Genomic DNA, 16,373 nt, shown 5'->3' with positions numbered 1-16,373 from the left:
AATGCAAAACGGACATTGCTGGGCAACTACCATAAAATCAAAAGGAAATACTTACAGTTGTATCTCAACGAGTTTATTTACAAATTAAACAGACGGTATTTTGGAGACAAACTCTTTGACAGACTAGTAATTGCGAATATAACAGGTGCATAAACGGATAATCAGATTAAATTTTCAATAGACAAAGAGGCTGATTCTTTACATAAAGTATTGAATCAGCCTCTTTTACATATTAAACAATGAACATACTATTAAAAATCCTCTCTATCATCAATCATAATAGTATCATCACTCACATCCCAATCTGCATAATTGATTTGGGACTTGTTCCAAGTAAGTACAACATTAAACCTCTTAAATAAATCTAGAAAATCACTTATGTTGTCTTTGCTCTCAAACCCAATTTTCACAAGTCTATTCTCGTCGCTGTGATTATCCTTGCAGATAAAACGGTAGCTGACAAAATTGGAATATCCTGTATATAGTTCAAAACCAACCGGTTCATACCTTTCAATGTCAACACCACGATCCTTTAAATAATCCCTTATGAAAAGGTAGTCTGAAACATCAGCTGCAGCCGTTCCTTTATAGTCATTGTATTGTGTAGATGCTTTCATTCTCTTACACCTCCTTTCCGCAATAGGTTTTCCATATATGGAGATTGCTAATTATTACAAAGGTAAACAGAATCTTTTATAATATCCTCTGAAACGCCATTCAACCGCAGCCTCTTTGCAATGCGATCTTCAATTCCTCTTTCTTTTATTCTATTGAATATGACATCCGTAAAAAAATCAATGGCATAATGGATTTCCTCCTGCCCATCACGATTATTCACATCTATACCACTAAAAGGAGAAAGTTTTTTGTGAAGAATCAAATAATATACACCGCCAATCAACAGTGCTGAGAGCGAACCGATTTTCACATCACTTTCTGCAAAGACTCTTTGAAAACGTCGAACCAAAGGCATAGTATTAAACTCACGCATTTGAGCAGTACGTTTAGTGATTGTATTTTCATCACATATTTCCCATTTCAAGAGTTCCTGCATGATTATATTTGAATTTAAATCATCAAACAAACCGTGCATGATAGAGCGGAACTCTTTTTCCGTACATTGGTTTTTCTCGATGGAGTCAATAACATCACTGAACCAGTAATCATATTTTCTGGTATATATGTCCATAAACTCTTCCCAATCACCAAAGTGACGATGAAAAACCGTGGACTCTACTTTGGCAAGATTTACAATGCGCATGAGTGAGGATTTGGCGAAACCCTCATTTTTAATCACTTCTGACGCAGCATTCAAGATGTCATTCCGCAAATCCTTATTTGTGCGTCTGGGGCGTCTTGTTTTGGGATTATCCATGTCTTATTCCTAATTTTTTGTCTGTTTCTAATAGTGCATTTATCAATAAATCCAAATCTTCCCTTTCGTGAGAAGCCAATACACTGACGCGCAACCGTGCCTCACGCAATCTCACTGCAGGATAAACAATAGATATGGCCAATACACCTTTTTCACGAAGCATTTGAGCTGCATCATATGCTTTCTGTGTATCACGTATCATAATTGGGAATATAGGCGACACAGAATCTCCTATATCAAAACCTTCTTCCAATAGTCTGGAACGGAGATAATTCACATTATCCCAGAGTTTTCTACGTATTTCCGGCTGTCTCTTAATCAGTTCCAACGCTTTTAATACTGATGCAGTTACCTGTGGGGTAATGGCTGCAGAGAAAATATTACTGTCTGCATAATACCGCAAATATTCAATCAGTTCATGGGATGCTGCAACAAAACCACCTACACATCCGAATGATTTGCTGAATGTTCCGGTAATAATATCTATCTGGCCAAGACACCCATAATGCTCCGCTGTACCTCGTCCGTTTTCTCCAAAAACACCCATACCATGGGCATCATCCACCATCAACATGGCATCATATTTCTTACAAAGTGTGTTGATTTCCGGTAAACGGGCAAGGTCTCCGCCCTGTGAATAAACTCCATCTACGATGACCAACTTGGTTTTATAGGCATCCTGGGAGTGTTTCAATGCCAATTCAAGGTATTCCAAATTGTTGTGCCCAAAGGATTTTACATGAGTACCTATCAAGCCTGCAGAAGCACTGGCATGGATAAAAGCATCTGTAATGGCAATGTCATTCGGTCCCAATAAGGCTCGAAGAGTTCCGTCATTGGCTCCAAACCCGGAAGAAAACAACAAGGCATCTTCCTGACCGGTAAATTGTGCGATTTCCTGCTCCAAACGACGGTGAATATCCAAATAGCCACCTATCACTTGAGCTGCGCATGTTCCTGTTCCATATTTCCGAACAGCCTCAATACCGGCTTCTATCGTTTCAGGACGTTGGGACATACCCAAATAATCATTGGCTATAAAACTGGACACATTCTTGGTACTTCCTTCCAATTCCATCCGTGCGTCCACTCCGGAATAGGATTCTATCCAATAATGCTTATCCGGATAGGTTTTAAACTGTTGGGTAAATTTCTGAAAATCTTTGGCTCGTTCAAGCGCATTCATGGGAGTACCCAATTCAAAATCGTGTAGGGTATACATTTAGGTTAAGATAAAGGATTTATTATTGTTCCGTTTTTGAACTGCGGAAAAAATGATTTCACATGCAAATTTATCGGATAATATTGACTTATAGATGGTTATAATGTTAAAAGTCTAAATTTGTTTTGATATTTATCGTTTTATATAATTGAAGATGTTTATATTTGCTGTGGAGTTGTATATAAATATCAGCATCAGGATGATGCCGTCAACCGGATAACGGATTCCGGACCATTTTCTTCATTATAGCTCCGTCCGCACCTACCTTACTTCTTCAGCGGACACAATCCATTGGAAAGGCCGGTAACCTTTCCCAACATTAACCTTAATCACACAAGCGATGAAGCAACTAATGCTACTTCTATTCGGTGCAGGAGTTGTGACAGCGGGTGCACAGTCCCCCGGCGGTGTCAAAGGAACAGAGTTGTGGTTCCAGACATTGCCCGTGACGGCAGACCTTCAAGGCGCATACCGCTGGATGGATTTCGCAGGGGATTCCGTAAAATTGCGTTCTCTAGACCGCAGCGGAAAACCGGGAAGCGAATACACCCAGACCCGCTCCTTCGCGCCGGCATTCAATTTTCATCCGGCACTGTACCTTTCAGGAGGAAGCTACGGAAAAACAGCTTCCTTCAAGTTCTCCAACTTTTCACAGGCTACTGTCTTTGGTGTCTTTGCCCTGCCTCCCGAGAGTCACGACAAGGATATGCTGATCTATTCCCTTGACGGGAGGAAAGGCGGCGGCTCCATCCTGTCAAAGGACAAGGCCGTACGTGCCAACGGCACGGAGCCGCTGGACTACGGAAAGGACACGGGAGAAGACCTCTTGTTCTCCTCTTCTGACAGACAGTCTGCTACAGACTTCCGGGAGTCTTCCGTCCGCGTGCTCACCTATCTGAAGAGCAACCGTCCCGGAACGGGCCTTTGGGGAGAAAATTCCGTATCTAATCTGTTTGTCGGCGGTACTTACTCCGCATCCAATCCGCAGTTCAGCACCGGTTATGATGAAGCGTCATTCGGGAACAACCGTTTTGACGGCTATTCCCCCGAAGTCATCATCTACGGACGTTACCTCACCCCGGCAGAACGCAGGAAAGTGGAAAGCTACCTGGCCGTTAAGTATGGAATCACCCTGAACAACTCCTATCTGGACAGTGAAGGCAACCTGATATGGGACAAGGACGAGAACTTGGGTTATCACCACCGGGTGACAGCCATCGGCTCGGATGCCGCTTCCGCTCTCCACCAGCCCCTCTCCACCACTTCCTACGAGGAAGAACCCGTCTATGCCACCATGAAAGCAAACGACACCTTCCACGACGGCAATTCCTATGCGGAGTCGTCCGCCAGCCGCCTGCTCGTCATGGGGCGTGAATACGGCAATCCCTTGCCCGATAAAGGGTACATCTTCTGGGGTGACGACAACGGTCCGCTGACCACCTACACCTCACCGGCAGATACCCTGTGGCACATCATGCACCGCACGTGGACGGTACGCAGCAATGTACCGGCATCGGCAGACAGCACCTCGGTACGCTGGAACGGCACGGGCATGACCGTTACCCGGAAAGGCTTCCTGGACACCATCGAGCAGGACTCAAGTGCGACCGAAGCCTTTGCCGTCACACCGGCATTGCCCGGCCGTGAAGGAGCCGTCTCCTTCTATTGCCCGCTCAGTCATCCCACTTTCGACGCGGGCTTTACCGGCTCCGGCGGCAACACCTGTGAATACGGCTACCGCTTCGACAGGGAAGGAAACGTCTATGCCATCTCCGGCGGACAGGCCGGCACTACTGCTGTGGCCACCGGAGTCAGCGGCAGTGCCGTTTCCATCCGGAGGGAAGACGGGCAGGTCTATCTCCGCATTGACGGTATCGGCAGCCAGACGCGTACCATTCCCCTGCCCGAAACCTCCGGTTCAATGTCAGGTCTTATCCGGGCCGTCACCTCCGAAGAACCGCTGCACATAGCCGCTGTACGTACCGGCGGCATCGGTGACACGGGAAACATGGCAGAACTCAGCCATGCGCTTACCCCGGATGAAGAGTTCTCACAGTATTGCCGCAACCGTACCCTGCTGCTCATTGACCCCAGCGGGGAAGGCAGGTTCGATACGGAAGACATGATAGCCGTGAAATGCTCCCGACCGGACCTCATGCGCGGAAAGACCGTATTCCACAACCTGTTCTGGGATCTGGACGGCAGCGGCAGCGATGTATTCACCTTTGCCTATTATGACGGACTGGCGGCAGATGCCGTTCCGACTCCGTCCACCTGTGAGGACGGCAAACCCCGCAATGATGGCAGCATCGACATTGACATCCGCATCGGCACCCCCGTCTATGACTATGTGCTCTCAGCCGATACGGTAGCCGGCGTACCCAAGGATGAAATCATTGCAAGCGGCAAGTTCACCGGAGAGGCTCACCGCATTGACGGACTGGCTCCCGGCACCTATACGCTGAAAGTCACCCAGGGCGGCGGCAACGACATCTACGGAACAGGCGGTCCGCTTTACACCACCTACGTGCACGACAAGCGGATCTTCGCATCCGGAGAAGTTTCCTGGACGGTGACAGGAACCAACTCCAACTACCGACTCGGTGTGGAACCGAGAATATCCGACGACATAACGCAGTTCGGCTTTGATGTCAGAGGTGACAAGGCGTATATGATTATCGACGGACACACGAGCCTTACCCAGTTTATCCGCATCAAGGAAGGAGACGTCCTCACGCTGGGACTCGAAGGCATTACCGTATCGTACAAGCTCAACGGCAAAGTCATCCGCCGCTTTACCCAATGGAACATCCGGGCATGGCGTCTGTGCATCAAGTTCGGAACCGGTGAAACACATATTACCGGACTGACCGTAAACGGAGAGCTAATTCCCGATTTCACCCATTCGGGCAATGTACAGGTTGAGAATCCCAAGACAAACACAGCCCTCTTCACGGTACATGTAGGCAGTGAGTGCGACCCGACACTCCCCAACGGAACAGAAAAGAAGGAAGGTTCCCTCATCGGCTGGTCAGACCGGCCCGGAAACGGTGAAGGAAACAGCCAAGGAAACGATAACAGGGACGATTCGTTCCAGGTAAAGCCTGACGGAACGACCGGCATCTTTGATGTCGTGCTGGAGCAGGACCAGCCCGGGGATGTCACGCTGATGGTATTCGACGCTTCCGGCAAACTGGTTCACGAGCAGTTCATGGAAGGCGGAACAACCAAACGTTCGCGCTTCGAGGCACCCGCCCCAGGAGTCTATGTAGTCAAGGCCATCGGTCCGGATTGGGAAAAAACCCGGAAGATTATAGCCAAATAGTTCAACTAAAACCGAAATATCATGAAACGGACAATTATCATCGCCGCATCAGCCGTGACGCTGGCGGCAGCCGGCATTGCCGGTTCGCAATATCTGTCCGGCCAGTCTCCGAATACGCAGCTCCAGATGGAAACGGCATCGGAAATCCGGCAAGAAAAATCCGAAGACAGCGGCAGGAAGAAAGAAGACGGCAGCCGTCCTGCAAAGGCGGCAACTGGCCACCGCACTTCTTCCACTCCGATACAGGCAGCAGGCACGACAGCCGCCTATGCCACCCTCCGCTACGGTTCGGTCGGTATTCCCGAAGGGAAGACTGCCGACAACCCCGAGGACAACATCTTTGAAATCAACCTCTCCCGGACAATTCCGTCGGACGCCCGCGTCTGGCTGTGTTACGAGCTGCAGGGTGCGGATCACTCCGGAGCCGTAGCCAAGAGCATCAACGACCGTCCGGCCACCGGCGGTTATATGGCCACGGCATCCGACGGCTGGACCCATGTCCGCGAGGAGATTCACCCGGCCTGGCTGCATGAAGGCGTCAACCGCGTACTTTTCACGGCTCCCGAAGGCAGGAGCTATTCGGTACGCAACCTGCATGTCGAAACGGCATCGGGACCCGGGCAGGCACTTACGCTGTCACAAACTCCGGTAGTCTATGGCGACCTGGCCTATGTGCACGGCTTCGTCCGTAACGGGGTTCGGACGGTCAAGGCAGGACATACCGTACTTACATTGCAGGACGGCGAGTTCGAAGGCATCGTTCCCGTATCGGGCAGCAGCCTCACGCTCAGTGCCACTACCGCCTCCGGAAAGACCCTGACCGCTTCCTTCCCGACACTAAAGAAAGGCAAGGCAGATTATGAACGCGCTTTTCAGACTCCGGCTGCCCGGACGGCAGGGAAGCATTTTGCCCAAGACAAGGCAGACAGCATGAAAAATGCCAACGGTGCGCTGCTGGTAGATCATGGCGTCATGCTGGCAGCCAGAAAGCTGACCATGCGTCCCCTGCGTGAAATGGACCTGCCGGCACTGGATTTCGGCATGACCAATGTCACGGCCGAGGGAGAAGGCGTACGTTTCCTGCCGCACGGCACACACTTCACGGAAAAGGGAGCCACCGTCCGGTTGAAGTACGACCGCACCCGCATTCCGAGCGGCTACACCGAAGACGACATCCGTACCTATTATTTTGACAACGACACCAAACACTGGGTGGCGCTGGAAAGAGTGAAGGTCGACAAGCAGGAAGCCTGCGTGGTGTCACGAACCACCCACTTCACGGATATGATTAATGGCGTGATTCAGGCACCCGAATCGCCGGAGACCGAAGGGTTTGCGCCGACCATGATGAACGACATCAAGGCCGCCGACCCAACGGCCAAAATCAACCTGATTGCTCCGCCGCAGGCCAACAACCGCGGAACGGCCAGCCTGCAGTATGCCTTTGAGATGCCGCCTGCCCGAAACGGCATGGCCCCCTCACTCGGCATCCAGTACAGCAGTGAGGGCGGCAGCGGCTGGCTCGGTGAAGGATGGAGTCTTTCCGTACCTTCCATTACGCTGGACACCCGATGGGGCGTGCCGCGCTATGACATGGCCGGCGAGACAGAAACCTACCTGCTCTCCGGTTCCATGCTCTCGACCATGGACGACAAGGGACAGATGGGTGTGGCCCACCGTGGAGACAAGATGCCCCGCAAGGCAGACCGGCAGTTCTATACCCGTCAGGGAGGAGACTTCAGCCGTATCATCCGCAAGGGCAGCAGTCCGGCAGACTATTACTGGGAAGTCACCGACAAGCAGGGTGTGAAATACACCTATGGCGGTGAAGGCGCCGTTCTGAAAGGCACCTTCACGGATGTTTCCGGCAATACCCGTGAGGTGATTTCCGAATGGAAACTGCGCCGGGTGGAGGAAACGCACGGCGACTTCATGGAATACGTGTATGAGGCAGCCGATGAAGATGTCCGTGGCGGCTTGAAAGCCAAGGCGCTCTACCTGAAAGAGGTGCGTGCCGGAAATGCCGGACAGGAGCCCCATACGGTCGTGACGTTTGAAGGCGGCAAGACCCGGCAGGTGAAGACCAACAACGCCCGTTACGGCTACCTGACCTCTTCCAACCGCCTGCTGGAGAAAGTAACGGTGAACTTCCGGGGAAACGTGCTCAGAAGCTATGCTTTTGAGTACCGGAACGGTGCGTTCAACCGTGAACTGCTCGCCGGTGTGCGTCACCTGAACTCTAACGGACAGGAGGTGTCTTTCCAGAAGTTCAGCTACTACGACGACGTGCAGTCCGACAAGGGGTATGTCCCCTTCAAGGACAGTCAGGAAACGTGGAACACGCACAATGACGGGCTGGATGCCGGATTTGTCAATCCCCTGCAGGGAATGGATATGTTCAGTGACAAGCCTTCTGCTCTTGGTGGTACAACAAGCTCTTCGGTAGGTGGTTCATTCTATGCCGGTGTCGGTCCTGATGATCAAAGCACGACAACCACAACAACCGGAGGAGGCGGTTTCAATTATAGCAACGACCAATCCAGAGGACTGTCAACTTTTGTGGATTTGAATGGCGATGGATTACCCGATAAGGTATATCGGGAAAATGGTGCTTTGTATTACCGGTCTCAATTAAGGAATGGTGTTACAGGAGAAATATCTTATGGAGAACCTGTCAAGGTAAAAGGTATAACCGGATTTTCATCTTCAAGCAGCAATACTTACTCTGGCGGTACAGATGTAAAAGCAGGATGGGGTCCGGTTGCTGCAACAGTCGGTGAAGATCATGCAAGAACCACAACCAAGACCAAGGAATATTTCTCTGATATAAACGGGGACGGTCTGATTGATCTGGTCTCAAACAGTAAGGTGTACTTCAACCACATAGAGAAAGATGCCCAAGGCAATGCAGTACCGACATTTACCTTGAACAGTGCAGACACTCCAAGCCCTATCATATATGACCCGGCTAAGATAGATGTCTCTGTCGGTGCTGTGGATCCTGAGGAACAAGCGGAGATGTTGCGCATTTCACCAATGGAAGATGCTGTTCGCGTATGGGTTGCACCCAAAGCCGGAACAATAAGTATCTCCGGCTCTGTTTCCCTTGTAGTCCCAACCGGTGATTATGATAAGGAAGCATATAAAAATTCGGATGGTGTTCGTGTGGCTATACAGAAAGGAAAGTCTGAGTTGTGGAATAAGACCATCACAAAAGGTGATGAGACTTCCTACACGGCAGGCGTTTCTTTGTTATCCGTAAAGAAAGGTGATCGCATTTATTTCCGCGTCCAATCTGGGGCAACGGAAATGAGCAATGGCGCATTTGACGAAGTACTCTGGCATCCTGTTGTAACATATACAGGACCTGAAGAAATTATGCCCAATGGTTACTCAACGACAATATATAAGCCGGAAGAAGGAGCCTTGTATTTTGCGTCAACTTCTTTGAACATAGCACAAGGGAATCAGACTGTCGATATATCAGGTAAATTCACAAAACCTGAAACGACTGATGATGTGACCCTAATCATTTGGGGCTCAACAGACAGAAAGGATGTCCATGGTAATGATAATCCATCCTATGTTGAAAAGCAGCTATATACCCGGACCTTCCCATGGAATGAAAGCTATAATGATGATTTGGCCATATCCCTGCAAAATTCCGAAGGATTGACAAACTTACGCTTTGTTGTCAGCGCGGAATCCAATGTGCGTTGGGATGCAGTCAAATGGAGTCCTGTCATTTCTTATACAGATTCAACCGGAACAAAACAGGCTCGACCGGTTTGTCCGGATTACACGCTGTTTGCCAATCACATTGCAAATGCTTCATCGTATTTGCCGAGCGCAACCGATAGCACACTTTATGTCAAACCGCTCATTACTTTCTCAAATGCTGTATATAATGGCAAGCTTACTTTGACTGTAAAAACAGCCGACAGGCTCTTGGGCAAGAAATCATTTGCCATTACCGACGGTGTTATGGTGAATGATTCCATTTCAATACGGAAATCAGACATCGGAAGTGATAAGGTTTGGTTTGAACTGTTCTCTGATGACAGTCAGGTCGGTTCTGCCGTATCTGGAGTCTCCGTGCAAGTCAGGTATCCTTCGGTTATTCAACCTCAGACCGTAGCAGCCAATTTATATGCAGTAGATGAGCCGGCAGGATTCGGACATCTGTACCGTGGATGGGGCGGCTTCGTCTATAACGCGTCAGAAAACCGCTATTCCCGTCCCATAGATGAGTCGCTGTTAACTTTGCCACAGGATGAAGACGCAAAGGTTGATCCGCTGACAATGCCTTTCACGCCGTTAAGCACAGACCTGAACAAGCTCGACCGTTGGACTGGTCAACGTGAAGAAATCTTCATCACTGCCACCAATATGGGGGCTGCACGCCTTACGGAACTTGATGTCGTATTGACAAACCCGTTTGAGAATATTGGGGATGTATCCGGTTTGGCAGGAGAACATTTGCAAGGTACAGGTGCAGCAGCCGTATCTCAGGAAATGGTCAGCAAAAGTACCGTGAAGCAGACCGGTGTCGTGATTACCTATAATGACTCGAAGGGCAGCACTACCACAAAATCCATGATGCTCGATCTTAACGGCGACGGTTATCCGGATATTGTTGCCGGAGGTAAAATACAATATACAAATACGCTCGGTGGCATAAGCGGTGAGGTCTTGAGCGGCATAGGAACTGTTGTAAGCGAGAATCAGTCCAAAGGATTTGCACTCAGCAGTGATGCGATTGTTTCTGTAAGCAATGTCGTCAGACATATTGCAGCCGGAAAGGCAAGCGCAGCCAATCAGGAATCGAGCAATAAAGCTAAAGGTGGCATTCCCGTTTCTGCAAGTATTCCTCCGTCCAATGAGGACTGGAGTACTGAAAATTTCATCGATGTTAACGGTGACGGACTGCCGGACAAGATTATTGCCGGAAACAAGGTGCGCCTAAACTTCGGTTATGCTTTTGCCAATCCTATCGACTGGGATATTGACCGCATACAAGGTGGCAAGGGCCAGTCATTCTCGACAGGAGCATCCTTCAATATCGGTTCAAGCAGTTTTGCCGGTGGATTTAACTTTGTAACCTCCAAAAGCGGGGAGGAATATAATCTGACAGATATAAACTCTGACGGATTACCTGATAAAGTATGGAAATCCGGTAAAAATATCATGGTTGCCTTCAACAACGGTGTAGGATTTGATTCTCCGTTAGTATGGAAAGGTGCAGAAGCTCTTAATGAATCGGCTTCTACATCAGAAGGCAGCAATGTGGCCTTTACGGTAAATATCACTCCTAAAATTATCCCGATTAAAATATCGGTCAATCCCGGAGTATCATTGAGCCATAGCATCAACCGGACGAATTACACCTTGCAGGACGTGGACGGTGACGGCTATCTCGACATTGTGGAATCCGAGAAGGAAAGCGAGCTGAAAGTGACCCGTTCCGCCATCGGCAGGACGAACATGCTGAAGGCAGTTACCAACTCGCTCGGTGGCACGTTTACGCTGGACTATGCGCATACTGCTCCCACATACGGGCTTCCCGGCGGCAAATGGGTGATGTCTTCCCTCACGGTGGATGACGGTATCCATGACGACGGTCCGCTCATGACCACCGCCTTTGAATACAAGGACGGCAAGCGCGACCGCCACGAACGTGAGTTCCTCGGCTTCGGCGAAGTGATTACTAAGAATCTCGACACTGAAAAGGAAAATGCGCTCTACCGCAAGTCCGTACAGAAGTATGACGTATCCGGCTACTATACGCAGGGCAACCTCGTCAACGCTTCCGTGGAAGACGCAGCCGGAAAGGTTTACACTGAAACACGCAACGAATATGACGGCTACTACCTGACCGCCAAGGGTGACGAGTACACCTTTACCGCACAGCCCGTACTATGCAGCGACCGCGCTTCCGCCTTCGTACCGCTCCGCTATACGGCGAACCTGCAATACGAAGGTGCCGCACAGGGAATGATCACCTCGGAGGCATGGAACGAGTATTACCTCACCGGCCACCACGGTGAGCTGAAATCCTACAGGTTCAGCAACAAGGGCAAGCTCGGCAGCAAGGGAGACGGCAAGTTTGACTACCAGACCTCCATCCGCTATACCTCCAACAGCAGCAGGAACATTCTCGGACTGCCGACCGATGTGACCGTGACCGGAGGGGACGGAAAGGTTTACCACCAGGTATCGGCGGTATATGACACGAAGTACCCGAACCACCTGACCAGGATAACGCAGCAGCTCGGAAACTGCGAAGCCGTCACCGACTACCGTTATGACAGCTTCGGCAACATCCTGCAGAAGACACTTCCGGCCAATGCCAAGGGACAGCGCATGTGGTACAAGTACCGCTACGAGCCGGAAATGAACATGTATGTGGAACGTGTGGAAGATGCGTTCGGCTACCGAAGCGAGGCAGGCAATTTCGATTACCGCTACGGCATCGCCAAGGAACGCCGCGACCTGAACAACTTCTACTACGAGACCGATGTGGACGACCTCGGACGCATCACCGGAGTACGTGGCCCGAACGAACTGGCTACGGGTGTACCTTATATTATTGCATTCGAATACAGCCCGAAGGCTGAATTTGCGGCAAACGGCATCACCGCCCCGGCATACGCCGTGACGAAGCACTACGACATCCAGCATCCGGACGATGACATGGAAACCGTCACCTTCGTGGACGGCTTCGGCCGGCCTGTGCAGGTCAAGAAGGACGGCGTGGTCACTTCGGCATCCGAAGGCACGGTGTCCGATGCACAGAATGTAATGATTGTCAGCGGACGCAATGTCTATGACGCATTCGGACGTGTAGCCAAGGCTTATTATCCCGTCACGGAAGAACTGGGCAAGCGTACGGACTTCAACAAGGCATTTGACGGAGTGTCGCCGACCGTAACGGTGTATGACGTGCTCGACCGTGCCACGGAAGTGACCCTTCCTGACGAATCCAAGACGCTGACAGCCTATACCACGGATGCAGGCAGCCGGGCATTGGTAACTACCGTGACCGATGCTTTGGGCAACAAGCAGGCTACCTATACCAACGGCAGCGGCAAGACCGTCATGACCAAGCAGCTCAGCGGTCCTGACGGAGAAATCACCACCACCTTCGAATATGACGGCATCGACCGTCTGGTCAGAGTCACCGATACCGAAGGCAACGTGACGACCTCCGTATATGACATGGGCGACCGCCGCACCGAGGTGAACCATCCTGCAAGCGGCATCACCACCTTTACGTATGATGCACTCGGCAATGTGCTGACCAAGCAGACAGCCAACCTTGCCAAGGAAGGCAAGTCCATCACCTACGACTACGATTATCACCGGCTGACGGGCATCAACTATCCCGACCACCCGGAGAACAACGTGAAGTATTACTACGGCGGACGCAACGCCTCGCAGAACCGCATCGGTCGCCTGATGCTCCGTGAGGATGGGACGGGAGCCATTGAGTACTTCTACGGCAAGATGGGCGAAGTCACCAAGACCCGCCGCACGCTGATTGTGCCCAACCAGGCGATTGCCACCTATGTGACGCAGTGGACCTACGACAGCCACAACCGCCTCCTGGAAATGATCTACCCGGACGAGGAGAAGGTCACTTACTCCTACAACCTCGGCGGTCAGCTGGAGAAGGTACGCGGCTACAAGTCCTACGGCTATGACTACGTGAACCGCATCGGCTATGACAAGTTCGAGCAGCGCACCTATCTGAAATACTGCAACGGAGCGGAGACCTTCTACACCTACGAGCCCGCACGCCGCAGGCTGCAGAACCTGACGGTCAACGCAGGCGGCAAGTCCATCATGGACAATGGCTATACCTACGATGCCGTAAGCAATGTGCTCAGCGTTGCCAACAAGGCCGCTCTTCCCGAAAGCGGAAAGGCGGGCGGACAGATGGCGCATGCCTATACGTATGACGCACTCTACCGTCTGGCAAGTGCTACGGGAACCTATGCCGGAGCGGACAGCAAAACCGCTTCCTACCGGCTGGAGATGGGCTACGACAACATGCACCGCATTGTATCGAAGAAGCAGCATCTCACACAGCAGGGCGTACAGTTCGACGGTACGCTCCATGTGGGCTATGATCTGGCCTATACCTACGGCAAGACTGAGGGCAGGAAGTTCCAGCTCGCAGAAGTGAAGGATGCGAACTACCGCACGGAAGAAAATCCGGACTCAGTGGCAAAAGTGGACAACAACCATACCTATACTTACGATGCCAACGGCAACCTGGTCTATGTCAATACAGGCCGCATCAAGCAGGACGGCGCGTTGGATTACACCGCAGCCGAGCGCAAGCTCCGCTGGGACGAGGAGAACCGCCTGACGGCTTCCGATGACAACGGCTTCGTGACCAACTACTGGTATGATGCCGACGGTGAACGCACGGTGAAGACCTCCGGTGAGGGTGAACAGCTCTACGTGAACTCCGAGTTCGCGGGCGGACGCACCAACACGGCGAAGTTCTCGCTCTACGTTAGTCCTTATCTGGTGGCCAACCAGGGCGGACGCTACACCAAGCACATCTATATCGGTTCGCAGCGCATCGTTTCCAAGATTGGCGACTTCGCCTCCTACGGTTCCGACCCGAGACGCATCCAGTATGCCGGCAGTGAGACGGACGGACTTTCTGTTAATTACAAACAAAAATATTCCGCCCAACAGCAGGTAATTAAGGATAATTATACTATCTTTGAGGTGCCGTACAACGGAACGGACAACAACGACTATGTGGACGGACAGGGATTCTGCTGCGACGACGGTTCTCCCGAAGCTGCGCAAGCCCGTGCCCTGGCACTGGAAAACAATTTCCAGGATCCGGACGCATACGAGAAGTTGCAGTTCTACTACCATCCCGACCACTTGGGCAGCAGCAGCTACATCACCAACCTGGACGGCGAGGTGGTTCAGCACATCGAGTATGTGCCGTTCGGCGAAGTGTTCATTGAAGAGCGGAACAGCATCTGGAATACGCCTTATCTCTTCAACGCGAAGGAATTCGATGAGGAGACGGGAATGTATTACTATGGTGCGAGGTATTATGACCCGAGGCTGAGTTTGTGGATATCTACGGATCCTTTGCAGGAAAAATATCCTCACATAAACAGCTATTGTTATACAGCTAATAACCCTATATTATTTGTTGACCCAGACGGTAAAGCAATAATTAAAGGTGCAGTAGCTGCATTCAAATATGCTAAGAGAGTATGGAATGTATATAAGAAAACCGGCAAATTAACCCCATCAAATTTGAAAAAAGCAGGGTTAGATGAGTTTTTAGATATTGCAGGAGATATTCAAACTGTTTTTGACGGGGATGCTTCTCATTTGGATAAATTAAGCGCAATTGCGGATCTTGTTATTGGAACAGATTTTAACAAAAAAGGGCAAAAACAAGTTCTTAAATTAGTTGATAATGCAAAATCCAAGATAAAGCCTAATGATGGTGATGCTAAGCCACATGGTGGCTTAAAACACAATGAAAAAATTGATAATTTAATAGAAAAACTAAAATCCGGGAATAAAGCTCAGAATATAAGGAAAAATCAAAAGCAAGTAGATATTGATGGAAATGTAGTAGGGAACAATCGTCCTGACGTTCAATTCGATTACAATGGTGTACATACAAATGTAGAATATGATACTCGAACGCGTTCCATGGAAAAGCATAAGAAACAACTTCCTAAAAATGATCCTAATGCAAGAAATAAATTCTATAAGATAAATGATAAGTGATTTTAAATATCTGATATTCTCTATCTTTTGCATCAATGACATTCAAATAGTCATTGATGCAATAAGAAGCATATTTAAGACAGAGTTAGCAGAAGGCAAAGCAGAAATACGTATGGAAACTCCTATTGTATATGATTACATTAATCCTATAAGTGGAGGTCGCCATCTCCCGAAATTTTGTTGTTGGAAGAGTAAAATTTATCCTAATCAAATTTTTTTCATATCCAATTACGAAGATGGGTTATCTAATGTATGCAGAGCTATACAGAAGCACATAAAATGCAGCTATTTAATGTGTGCTTTATCTAATGGTATTGATAATCCATTTTTTAAATTTTATAGTTCTGATTATAGTGCTAACGAGAGGTTGATTCTAGCTTACAAAGAAGACAAGTGGGTTTTCTATGAAAAGGGAGTACCTCTATTTGTTGAAAATATGGATTATTACAAAAATAGATTAATAAAAAACAGATTAAATAATACGATAATTAAAGAGTACTTATTAAAGTTAGGTGTTAATGTTTCATCAATTGATGAAGAAATATCCAATGGATTTGTATTCTTTCGTAAAAAATGGTGATAGTCAATCAATAATCGACAGAGTTAATAGTCTATAGAACATAGTAGGAGGTAAATATTAACCATTAATATTTATCTCCTACTTTTTT

Annotated in this window: 7 protein-coding genes; 4 read left to right on the top strand and 3 right to left on the bottom strand. The window is 49.3% G+C overall.

Going from position 1 to position 16,373, the window contains the following annotated elements:
* Nucleotides 1-153 (top strand): transposase (locus tag HMPREF9449_RS16510; protein WP_147640101.1); only part of this gene is annotated, 153 nt, incomplete at its 5' end.
* Between the two features lie 98 nt (nucleotides 154-251).
* On the opposite strand, the gene HMPREF9449_RS02765 is transcribed toward HMPREF9449_RS16510, so the two are convergent.
* The 3 genes from HMPREF9449_RS02765 to HMPREF9449_RS02755 are packed head-to-tail and all read right to left on the bottom strand — an operon-like array spanning nucleotide 252 to nucleotide 2,597.
* On the bottom strand, nucleotides 252-617 hold the full coding sequence (locus HMPREF9449_RS02765) for a hypothetical protein (RefSeq protein WP_009135710.1): 366 nt from the start codon (nucleotides 615-617) through the stop codon (nucleotides 252-254).
* Between the two features lie 47 nt (nucleotides 618-664).
* Nucleotides 665-1,375, bottom strand: coding sequence for a TetR/AcrR family transcriptional regulator (locus tag HMPREF9449_RS02760; protein ID WP_009135709.1), 711 nt, complete (start codon nucleotides 1,373-1,375; stop codon nucleotides 665-667).
* Nucleotides 1,368-2,597, bottom strand: a complete 1,230-nt coding sequence (locus HMPREF9449_RS02755) for an aminotransferase class I/II-fold pyridoxal phosphate-dependent enzyme (protein ID WP_009135708.1) — start codon at nucleotides 2,595-2,597, stop codon at nucleotides 1,368-1,370. Before HMPREF9449_RS02755 ends, HMPREF9449_RS02760 begins: the two co-directional genes overlap by 8 nt.
* Nucleotides 2,598-2,937: 340 nt before the next feature.
* Between HMPREF9449_RS02755 and HMPREF9449_RS02750 the strand changes: the two genes are divergently transcribed.
* The 3 genes from HMPREF9449_RS02750 to HMPREF9449_RS02740 all read left to right on the top strand — a co-directional run bounded on the left by HMPREF9449_RS02750 (nucleotide 2,938) and on the right by HMPREF9449_RS02740 (nucleotide 16,285).
* A complete protein-coding gene (locus HMPREF9449_RS02750) occupies nucleotides 2,938-5,922 on the top strand; it encodes a T9SS type A sorting domain-containing protein (RefSeq protein ID WP_009135707.1) in 2,985 nt (994 codons plus the stop codon).
* A gap of 75 nt (nucleotides 5,923-5,997) precedes the next feature.
* Complete coding sequence (locus HMPREF9449_RS02745) at nucleotides 5,998-15,705, top strand: toxin TcdB middle/N-terminal domain-containing protein (RefSeq protein ID WP_390621388.1); 9,708 nt, start codon at nucleotides 5,998-6,000, stop codon at nucleotides 15,703-15,705.
* Complete coding sequence (locus HMPREF9449_RS02740) at nucleotides 15,695-16,285, top strand: hypothetical protein (RefSeq protein ID WP_009135705.1); 591 nt, start codon at nucleotides 15,695-15,697, stop codon at nucleotides 16,283-16,285. Before HMPREF9449_RS02745 ends, HMPREF9449_RS02740 begins: the two co-directional genes overlap by 11 nt.
* Nucleotides 16,286-16,373: the final 88 nt, after the last annotated feature.

Source organism: Odoribacter laneus YIT 12061 (assembly GCF_000243215.1).
Classification (GTDB): domain Bacteria; phylum Bacteroidota; class Bacteroidia; order Bacteroidales; family Marinifilaceae; genus Culturomica; species Culturomica lanea.
The sequence above is the reverse complement of the archived record's forward strand: the minus strand, read 5'-3'. Positions and strand labels throughout refer to the sequence as shown.

Bases quoted from the DNA above. Each gene is read 5' to 3' on its own strand.
- HMPREF9449_RS02755 (WP_009135708.1), bottom strand. From the start codon at position 2,597: ATGTATACCCTACACGATTTTGAATTGGGTACTCCCATGAATGCGCTT.
- HMPREF9449_RS02760 (WP_009135709.1), bottom strand. From the start codon at position 1,375: ATGGATAATCCCAAAACAAGACGCCCCAGACGCACAAATAAGGATTTG.
- HMPREF9449_RS02740 (WP_009135705.1), top strand. From the start codon at position 15,695: ATGATAAGTGATTTTAAATATCTGATATTCTCTATCTTTTGCATCAAT.
- HMPREF9449_RS02765 (WP_009135710.1), bottom strand. From the start codon at position 617: ATGAAAGCATCTACACAATACAATGACTATAAAGGAACGGCTGCAGCT.
- HMPREF9449_RS02750 (WP_009135707.1), top strand. From the start codon at position 2,938: ATGAAGCAACTAATGCTACTTCTATTCGGTGCAGGAGTTGTGACAGCG.